Genomic DNA, 10,117 nt, shown 5'->3' with positions numbered 1-10,117 from the left:
CCGCCGTCGATGCTGTCGCCGACGGCGGCATCGAATTGTCGTCGGCCGTGTGGGCGGCGCGCAGCCGGACCCGGGGGTCGGCGGGCGCGACACCGTCCAACTCGGACAGGAAGCGCCGAGCCGTGCCGTTGCGGCCCGTGTCGGTCCAGCGGACCAGCACCTCGCCGGCGCCGGCCGCGCCCGCCCGCCGGGTCACCTCCCGCAGCACGGCCGCCTCGACGCCCTTACCGAGCACCGGGCAGGAGAGGGAGAAGACGTCGACGGTCCAGCGGTCGACGGTCCGGTCCAGCGCGACGAGGCCCGAGGTGCCGTAGTCGCCGAGCCGGTCGCGTACCCGGATCGCCAGCAGGTCGGCGGCCCGCTCGGCCAGCGCGGCGGCCGGTGGGGCGGGGGCGAGGGCGAAGTCGTGCGCCCGGGCGGCGACCTCGGCGACCTCGGCGACGCCGTCGGCGGCCACCGGCCGGTAGTCGACGTGGACGTCCAGGCCGGCCACGAAGTCGTCCAGGGACAGCTCGGTGGGCGCGACGGCAGGCCGGGACGTGCCGCCGGTCCACCGTCGGGCCGGGAGCCGGTCGGTCAGTCCCGCCGCCCGCAGCTCGTCCGACCAGAGCGCGGGATCGGACCCGAGCGGGACGTGTCGCGGCGGCGCCTGCGTCGGGCCGGTACCCGCCAGCACGAGCTGGGCCGGCGCGACGTCCAGCTCGTCGGCGATCTCGGCGAGCTGGTCGGCCAGCGGCCGCTCGTCGGTGACCCAGCCGTCCAGCACCGCCAACAGGTCCGTCGCGTCGGCGCTCGACCACCAGTCGGCGCCGGTGGCCCGCAGCGCCACGCGTACGCCGGCGGCGCGCAGCTCGCGCAGCGCCGGCAGCAGGTGCGCCGCCCCGGTCAGCCCGTCGCCGTCGAGCACCAGCGCTCGGCAGCCCGCGCCGAACCCGGCGGCCACCAGCGCGGCGGCGGTGGCGCCGAGCCGCGCGAAGACCTCCTCGGTGTACGGCACCTTCGCGAAGCGGAACAGCGCCGGGTGGTACGCCCGCTCGTCACCGACGGCCCGGACCGCCTCGTCGGCGTCGACGAGCAGCACCCACGGGTCGCCGGCCAGCCGGTCGCGCAGCCGTTGCCGGACGGCGGTGGCGCTGGCGGTCACCCCGTCGGCGTGCATCGCGTCGGCCGGCCCGTACGGGCGGGAGGCGGGGACGGCCGGCAGGACGTACACCAGCAGGGCCCGGTGCCGGCGCGCGGCGGTGACTGCCGCCTCGGCCCCGGCCAGCAGCTCCGCCGCCCACGCGTCGCCGCTCGGACCGGGGTCGCCGGCCTCTTCCAGGCGCTGCGCCACCATCAGCACGTCGGGTCGCGCCTCGGCGAGGAAGCCGTCGGTGGCGAGACACTGCTGCACGACCTGCTGGAACGGGCCGACGGCGAGCGTGGCCGGCAGCCCGGTGTCGTGCAGGGCCAGCCCCAGGTACGGCACCAGCGGATCCACCGTGTAGCTGGCCAGCAGCGCGACGCGCAGCGCCGGTGCCGGCCGCTGGCGGGTGAGCGCCTGCCAGCGGGTGCGTCGGGAGAACAGGTCGGCGCTCATCGGGTCTCCGTGCCCTTGGCGCGCAGCACGGTGCGCAGCTCGCCGACGCTGCGCACGTCGCGGATCTCCTCGAAGGCGAAGGACAGCCCGTAGACCTCCTCCAGGGTCACCACCAGTTGCAGGTGCCGCAGGCTGGTCCAGGTGCCGATGGTCTGCGGCCCGGACTCGTCGGTCACCTCGGCCGGGTCGACCTCCAGGACCCCGGCCACCACCTCGGTCAGCGTCACTTCGCCACCACCGCGCGGTCGTCGGTCAGCTCGTCGGTGCCGCTCGGCGATGGCAGCGGGGCCGGCGGGTCGGTCGGCTCGTCGTAGTCGGGCAGGTCGACCTCCATCCGGCGGATGCTCGGCGAGGCGAACCCGGCCGCCGCGACGCCGATGCCGAACAGGCCGACGATCACGAAGATCAGGCCCATCCCCGCGCCGGGTCCGCTGCCGACCAGCCACCCGAAGTACGGGACCCCGGGCCCGCCGTCGCGCATCATCGGCTCGAACCAGCGGTCCGCGGCGATACCGGCCAGGGCGGTGCCGCCGGGGTACGCGAGGTCCTCGATGAACTGGCGGGCGGCGAAGACCCGGCCCTGGTGCGACGGCTCGACCTTCTCCTGCCACACCGACTGGGCGTACCCGTCGATGAACGGGATGGACAGGTGCAGGAAGAGCAGGGCGACCGACCAGACGATGATGCTGTCCCCGACGCCGTAGACGATCCGGCCGAGGACGCTGAAGACCAGGATGGCGATGAGCATCCGGCGGATCTTGTGGCGGGTGTTGGGCAGCAGCCCGAGCAGGAGCGCGCCGGCCACACCGCCCACCGCGCCGATGGTCTGCACCAGGCCGACCGCGTTGGTGCTGCTGTCGGTGCGGGCCAGGATCTGCGGCACCAGCAGGGCGAAGCCCACCGCGGCGAGCACGTTGATGGCGAACATGATCGCCTCCAGCCCGGTGAACGCCCGACTGGCCAGGATGTAGCGGAAGCCGTAGATCGTGTCGTACCAGAAGCCGCCCTCGTCCTGCTGCGTCGAGCGGGGCACGGGTGGGAGCTGCACCAGCAGCACCGCGCCGATCGCCACCAGGTAGGACAGCGCGTCGATGAACAGGATGACCTTGATGTCCATCAGGCCGAGCAGCGCGGCGGCGAAGCCGGGGGCGAAGATCACCGGGATGGTCCGGACCGCGAACATCATCGCGTTGGCCCTCGGGTACTGGCCCTTCTCCATCATCACCGTGATGGTCGCCTGGTACGCCGGCAGCTGGAACGCGAGGAACGCGCCGGTGACCAGGTTGACCAGGTACAGGTGCCACACCTCGACCGAGCCGCTGAGGAACAGCAGCAGCACGACGGCGGTGGTGATCGCCGAGCCGACGTCACTGAGCACGATGGTCAGTCGTCGTCCCCACCGGTCGACCAGCGCGCCGGCGATCGGGCTGAAGATCACTGTCGCGCCGAACGCGAACGCCATCAGCATGGTCAGGTCGAAGGCCCGGCCGGTGGCGTCCCACACCCAGATGCTCAGGGCGAAGTTCGTCATCCGGGTGCCGAGCGCCGACAGCAGCTGGCCGAACCAGATCGTGGTGAACCCGGCGAACCGGGACGGGCGTCGGAACGCCATGGGGTCTCCTCCTACTGCCGTGGCGGTTGCCCGTGGTTCCCGACCAGGCGCAAGAGGCTGGTCCGGATGCCGTCGAGCAGGTTCTCAGCGGTCTCCGGCCGGAAGGCCGGAGTGGCGTAGCTCAGATCGACGCGCAGTGCGGGGCCGGTGAGCGACCCCGTCACGTCGAAGGGGAAGGGCCAGTGCCCGTCGGGGTCCTCGGTCGGCCCGAACGGCGCCGCGCAGACATCGAGGAGCTGGTTGGCCGGGGCGACGTCGTCGAATCCGAAGCCGCCCATGTAGTTGACCGCGACCGGCGGCGGTGGCGTCGCGGCCAATTGGGCCCGTACGTCGTCGTCGGGGCAGAGATGGCGCAGCAGCGAGTAGCCGATGCCGTTGTCCGGGACCCGACCGAGCTGGCGGATCACGGAGCGGACCGAGCGCGCCGCGTCGGTGGTGGCGGGCAGTTCCAGCCGCAGGGGATAGAGCACCTGGAACCAGCCCGTGGTGCGACTGACGTCGACGTCGTCGAAGAGCGGTTCCCGGCCGTGGCCGGTCGTGGCGACGGTGACCGCGCCCCCGGTACGCCCCGCCACGGTGGCCACCACGGCCCACACGAGCAGGTCCCGCACGCTGGCGCGCAGCCGGCGGGCGACGGCGTGCAGTCCCCGGGTCGCCGCCTCGTCCAGCGTCACGGTGGCCAGGCCCAGGTCACCGAGGCGGAACGGCGCGGCGGTCGGCTCGTCGGCAAGTCGGGCCAGCACACAGTCGTCGGCCTGCGCCAGCCAGAACGGCAACTGCTCGCGCAGCTGCGGCGAGCCCGCGTACTCGGCCAGCCGCCGCGCCCAGGCCCGGTACGACGTGGTCTTCGCGGGCAACGCCGGCTCGACCCCGTGTTCGAGCTGGTCGCAGAGCGTTTCCAGGTCGGCCAGGAGCACGCCCCGGGAGACCGCGTCGACGACGAGGTGGTGGTTGACGAGCAGCAGCCGATCGGGCAGCTCCGGGCCGAGCCGGAAATGCGCCACCCGGGCCAGCGGGCCGGCCGTGAGGTCCAGACCGGTCTGCGCCTCGGCACAGCGGGCCTCGACGGCCGCCTCCCGCTCGTCGACGCCGAGCCCGGTCAGGTCGTGGCTGACGAACGGGACCGCGTCGGCGGGGTCGGCGTGGTGCTGACGCCAGCTCCCGTCCGGCTGGCGGGTCAGGCGCAGCCGCAGGGCGTCGTGCTGGGCCACCAGCCGGCGGACCGCCTCGCGGAGCAGGTCGGCCGGGAGCGGGCGGGCCAGCTGGAGGTAGTAGGGGTGGTTGAACAGGGCGGGCCGGCCCATGGTGGGGGCGACCAGGTCGGTGAACCAGCGCTGCGCGCCGGTCAGCGGGGCGTCGCCGTGCACCGCGCCCTGTTCGGCGTCCAGCGCCACAGTCGTCTCTCCGAGGCTGGCGGCCAGCTCGGCGACGGTGGGGTGGCGGACGAGCTGTCGCGGGGTGATGTGGATGCCGGCCGCCGCGCAGCGGGCGACGAGCTGCATCGCGAGCAGCGAGTCACCGCCGACGGCGAAGAAGTCGTCGTTGATGCCGAGCTGGTTGGTGCGCAGCAGCTCCGACCAGATCGCCACGAGCTGACGTTCCCGGTCGGTGCGCGGCGCGGCGGCGGCCCGGTCGGCCGAGCGCCGGTACCCGTCGGTGACCGCGCCGCGCAGCGCCGCCGCGTCGCTCAGCTCGGTGGCCACCTCGGCGAGCAGGCCGGCGGGAATCCGGTCGACCGGCGCGTCGGCGGCCCGGGAGACGTCCGCGTCGAGCGACCAGAGGCCACGCAGCACGTCCACGGGCCCGTTCGCGGGGTCGACGGGCAGCGCCGGGGCGTCCGGCGGCGCGGGTTCGGTGGCCGGGTGCAGGACCAGCGTGGCGGCGTCGGTGGGCGGGGTCGGGGCGTACCCGATGATCCCGGCGGTGACCAGCGCGGACAGCTCCGCGCCCTGCGGCGTGGTGGTGAGCAGCACCTCGCGCCCGGACCGGGCCTGGGCCGCGAGCAGCCGGGCCAGCTCCGCCTGCCGGTGCGCCGGCCCGGCCGGTACGACCAGCCGGCTCAGGGCCGGGTGCCGGACCGCCCGCCGCACCACAACTGTCGCGGCGACCGCCGCCAGCTCCGGCGACCAGGCGTCGCCGGCGAACAGCTCCGGCACCCCGTAGCGTCGCGCCCACGCCTCGACCGCGACGACGTCGACGTCGGGCCGGGCCTCGGCCAGCCGCGCGGTCAGCTCCGCGAAGAACGCGCTCCACGGCGACGTCCGGTACGGCGGCGACGGCGGGCACACCACGAGCGTCAGCGCCGCCGCGCTGTGCCCCCGGTGGACGTCCAGTGCCGCCAGCAGCTCGGTGTGGAAGTCGCGCAGCCCGACGATGCCCGCCCCCAGCGGACCGGGTGTCCGCCGGTCCTCCCAGCGCAGCACCAGCACGTTGTGGTCCCGTTGCCCGGTCGCCAGGCCGGCGGCCGGATCGCGCAGCAGCCGCAGCAGCGCGCCGGACGGCAGCTGTTCGAGGGCGTGCGGCAGGCCGAGCAGCCCCGTCCAGAAGCGGACGGTCGCCGCCAGCCCCGGCACCTCGACGGTGCCGCCGACGACCAGCCGGGGCGCCGGCGGCGCGAGGCGGCGGGGCGCCGACACGCGCCGTCCCCCGCCGAGCGGGGCGTCCGGCCGACGAACCCCCTCGTCGAGCACCTTCGCGAGCCCGGTCAGCAGCCGGACCATCCGCTCCGGCCCGAACAGGTCGGCCCGGTACGCCAGGTCGGCGTGCAGGTCGTCGCCCTGCCAGGTGACGCTGAGGAAGAGGTCGAAGTCGACACCGACGCTCGGCACCTCGACCGGCGTGGCGGCCAGCCCGGCGAACTCCGGCAGCTCGTCGGCGCCGTCGAGGACGTTGAGCACGCACTGGAACAGCGGGTGGTACGCGGCCTGCCGGGGCAGCCGCAGCGCCTCCACGATGGTCGCGAACGGCAGCCCCTGGTGCCGGTACGCCTCCCGTGCCGTCCGGTACGCCCGGGTCACGAGCTGCCGGAATGTGGGCCGGCCGGCCACGTCCACGCGCAGCGGCAGCAGGTCGGCGAAGCAGCCGATCAGCGAGGCCAGCTCGGCGCGTTCCCGGCCGGCGGTGGGTACGCCGAACACCAGGTCCGGTTGCCCGCTCTCGGTGTGCAGGAGGGCGGCGAAGCCGGCCAGCAGCACAGCGAACGGGGTGACCCCCTCCGCCCGGGCCAGCTCCCGCACCGCCGCACCGAGCCCGGTGCCCAGCCGCTGGGCCTGGTAGCCGGCGACGTCCGAGCGCTCCGCGGGGCGGGGGTGGTCGGTGGGCAGGTCCAGCAGCGGCGGCGCGTCGGCCAGCCGCTCCCGCCAGTACGCCAGGTGCGGCTCGACGGCGGTGGACGCCAACCAGTCGCGTTGGTGTCGGGCGTAGTCGGCGAACTGCACCGGCAGCGGGGGAAGCGGCCGGTCGACGCCGGTGGCGTGGTGGGCGTACCGGGCGGCGAGGTCGTCGAGCAGGATGCTCCACGAGGTGTTGTCGCAGACGATGTGGTGCATGCCGAGCAGCAGGTGCCAGCGCTGCTCGGGCAGCCGCAGCAGGCGGGCCCGCACCAGCGGGCCGGCGGCCAGGTCGTACCGGTGCGCGGCCAGCTCGGCGGCCGCCCGGCGCAGCGCCCGGGCCTGCTTCGCCGCCGGCAGCCCGGTCAGGTCCAGCGTCTCCAGCCACGGGTCGACGTGCGGGCGTACCACGGGTTCCGGTTCGCCGCCCCGGTCGGAGAAGGTCGTCCGCAGCACCTCGTGCCGGGCCAGCACGTCGTCGAACGCCCGGCGTAGCGACGTCTTGTCGAGGTCGCCGCGCAGCTCGACGGCGGCGGTGGTGTTGTGCCGGACGACGTCGTCGCCGAGCTGGTCGAGGGCCCACAGCCGTACCTGCGCCGAGGAGGCCACCGCGGGCGTACCCGGCGGGGCGGGGGTGAGCGGGGCGAGCGCGGTGGCGTCCGGGTCGGCGTCCAGCACGGCGGCGAGCCCGGCCACGGTCGGGTTGGTGAACAGGGTGTAGAGCGACACCTCGCGACCGAACTCGGCCTGCACCTGCGACAGCAGACCGGTGGCGAGCAGCGAGTGCCCACCGAGGTGGAAGAAGTCGCTTGTCACACCGACCTGCTCGACACCGAGCGCGGCGGCCCACAGGCCGGCGAGCCGCTCCTCGGTCGGGGTGCGCGGCGCGACGATCTCGCCGTCGGCCGCCGCGACAACCGCCGGAGCCGGGCGGCTCCGGTCGGCGACCGCCGCGGCCGTGCTCAACTCCTCGACGACGTACGCGGCCCGCTCCGACCCGATCGCCGTGCGCAGCCCACTCGCCCCGGTCGCCGGCACCGGCGCGGGCGGGTCCAGCGGCCAGACGTGGGCGAGCAGCCGGCGCAGCTCGTCCCACCCGGCGGGCACGGCCAGCGCCAGCACGCCCGGGTGCGCCTCACGCAGCGCCGCGACGGCCTGCGGGTCGGTGTCGAGCACCACAGTGGTCGCCGGGTCCGCGTCGGCGAGCGCGGCGGCCGTGTACGCCCGCACCTCGTGACCGGGCAGCGCGCCGACGAGCCGGTCGACCGGCAGCCGTTCGGCGTCGACGAGCACGAGGCGGCGCGGCTGGCCGACGAGCCGCCGCAGCTCCCGCAGCACGATCGTGCCCAGCGCCGCGAAATACTCGCCCGTGTACGGCACGTGGCCCAACTCGTCCGCGCGCTCGTCGCTCACCTCGCTCACCGGGTAGGCGCCGGCTTGGTCGGCTGCCCAGACCGCGTGCACCCCCGGCGTACGGGCGGCCAACGCGGCCAGCCGGTCGTCGAGGCGGCCGGACCGCTCGCCGAGCCGGTCGGCGACGCGCGGCGACGCGGGGCACACCACCAGCAGCAGCGGGGCGTCGGTCCGCCGTCGGTACGCCGCCACCGCCGCGTCGAGGTCGTCCATCGCCGCGTCGAGGGCCGCCTCCGCGCCGGCGTCGTCCTGCCGGCGCAACCAGTCCTCCCACCGCAGCAGGCAGACCGTGGCGTCGGCCGTCGGCCCGGCCAGCAGGTGGGCCACCAGCTGGCCGTACCCGGCCAGCTCCACCGACGCGGGTACGCGCAAAAAGCGCAGCCAGAACTCCACCGGATCGCGCAGCGGGTCCACGGTGAACGTGGCCGCCAGGGCGATGCGGTGGCGGCGCAGCCCGGTCACCTCCGACAGCGGCCGGTCCGGCGCGTCCGCCATGACGCGCAGCAGCTCCGGCAGCCGACCCACAGTCGCGGCGATCGTCTCGTCGAGGTACAGGTCGGCGTTGAAGTCGACCGCGCCGTCGATCCGGTCACCGTGCGCGGTCAGGCTGACGAACAGGTCGAAGTCGGTGAGGCCACTCTCGGCGGGCACCGGCCGGAAGGTGACCCCGGCGGCCTGCCGCTGCTCCACGCCGCCGTCGGTCATGGTCGCCAGCACCTGGAACAGCGGGTTCACGCTCGGATCGCGGACCGGGCGGACCTCCTCCACCACCCGCGCGTACGGGGCCTCCTGATGGGCGTACGCCTCGCTGACCGTGCGGTGCACCCGGCGGACGAGGTCGCGCACGCTCGGGTCGCCGCCGGTGTCCACCCGCAGCACCAGCATGGTGGCGAAGCAGCCGATCAGCGGTTCCAGGTCGGTGCTCGCCCGGCCGGCGGTGGGCATGCCGAGCAGCAGGTCGTCCTGGCCGGTGGCCTGTCGCAGCAGGGCGGTCAGCCCGGCGAGGACCACGGCGTTGACGGTGGCGCCCGCGCTGCGGGCCAGTCCGGCGAGGGCGGCGGCCACCTCGGCGTCGACGGTGAACGGCAGGCTCCGGCCCCGGTGGGTCTGCACCGGCGGCCGGGGGCGGTCCGGTGACAGCGTCGAGCGGGCCGGCGCCGAGGCGAGCCGCTCCCGCCAGTGCGCCAGGTGACCGGCCAGCTCCCGCTCCGCCTCCGGCCGGCGGCGGGCGGCGACGTGCGCGACGAACCGGGTGGGCAGCGCGGGCAGCCCGGCCGGTACGCCGGCGGCGAACTCGCCGTACCAGCTCACCAACTCCTCGACGAACACGCCGGCCGACCAGGCGTCGAAGACGATGTGGTGCGCGGTCACCAGCAGCAGGTGCTCGTCGGCGGCGAGGGCGAGCAGCCGTACCGCGAGCAGTGGTCCGCTGGTGAGATCGAAGGTGACGGCCGCGTGCGCGGCCACCTCCCGGTCGACCGCCGCCTGCCGCTCCGACTCCGGCAACGCCGTCAGGTCGAGGACCGGAAGCGGCACCTCCAGGGCGTCCGACACCCGCTGGGTGACGACGCCGTCGACGCTCGCGAACACGATCCGCAGCGCGTCGTGCCGGGCCACCACCGCGTCGACCGCCCGGTGCAGCGCCGTGACGTCGAGAGGGCCCGTGATCCGCTCGGCGAAGGGCACGTTGTAGACCGGCGTGCCGGGCTCCAGCCGGTCCAGGAACCAGAGCTGCTCCTGGGTGAAGGAGAGCGGATAGCTGGCCGGTACGCCGCCCGATCGGGGCGTCGGCACGGCGGTGTCGGGTCGGCTGGCGCGGGCCTCGCTGGCGCGGGCCTGGCTGGCGCGGGCCTGGCTGGCGCGGGCCTGGCTGGCACGGCCCTGGCGCAGCCGCAGGGCCAGCAGCTCCCGCTGCTCGGGGGTGAGGTCGGCGAGGTCCGGGTGCAGGTCCTGGGTCATCGGGTGGCCCCTTCGACGTACGCGCGGTCGGCGGCCGGCCCGCCGCCGAGCAGGCGGGACAGCGGGGGAGGGGAGTCGTGCAGGTAGAGGTGACCCCCGGGCACGACGGTCAGCGAGAAACCGGAGTCGGTGCAGGCCGCCCAGCCGGCCACCTCGTCCGGGCTGACCAGGGGGTCGTCGGCGGGCGCCCCCCCCGCCCCCGGGCCCGGCCGCGGGGGGCCGCGC

The 10,117-nt window shown here is 75.4% G+C and carries 4 protein-coding genes and 1 pseudogene; all 5 read right to left on the bottom strand.

Annotated features, from left to right (window positions below; translation table 11 throughout):
• Positions 1-1,579, bottom strand: a 1,579-nt coding sequence (locus tag AB0J68_RS18150) for a hypothetical protein (RefSeq protein WP_363939498.1), incomplete at its 3' end; no start/stop codon positions are given.
• The gene (locus AB0J68_RS18145; protein WP_234591281.1) at positions 1,576-1,806 is read right to left on the bottom strand and encodes an acyl carrier protein; all 231 of its coding nucleotides are present in this window, start codon (positions 1,804-1,806) and stop codon (positions 1,576-1,578) included. The genes AB0J68_RS18145 and AB0J68_RS18150, both read right to left, overlap by 4 nt.
• Positions 1,803-3,191: an MFS transporter gene (locus tag AB0J68_RS18140; RefSeq protein WP_363939496.1), complete on the bottom strand. Its 1,389-nt coding sequence runs from the start codon at positions 3,189-3,191 to the stop codon at positions 1,803-1,805. The genes AB0J68_RS18145 and AB0J68_RS18140 overlap by 4 nt, the downstream gene beginning before the upstream one ends.
• Positions 3,192-3,202: 11 nt before the next feature.
• Positions 3,203-9,892, bottom strand: coding sequence for a condensation domain-containing protein (locus AB0J68_RS18135; RefSeq protein ID WP_363939494.1), 6,690 nt, complete (start codon positions 9,890-9,892; stop codon positions 3,203-3,205).
• Positions 9,889-10,117, bottom strand: a pseudogene (locus tag AB0J68_RS18130) (hypothetical protein); the annotation flags it as partial. The gene AB0J68_RS18135 and the pseudogene AB0J68_RS18130, both read right to left, overlap by 4 nt.

The sequence above is a fragment of the Micromonospora sp. NPDC049580 genome (assembly GCF_040675595.1).
GTDB lineage: Bacteria > Actinomycetota > Actinomycetes > Mycobacteriales > Micromonosporaceae > Micromonospora.
This window is presented reverse-complemented; position numbering and strand designations above follow the sequence as displayed.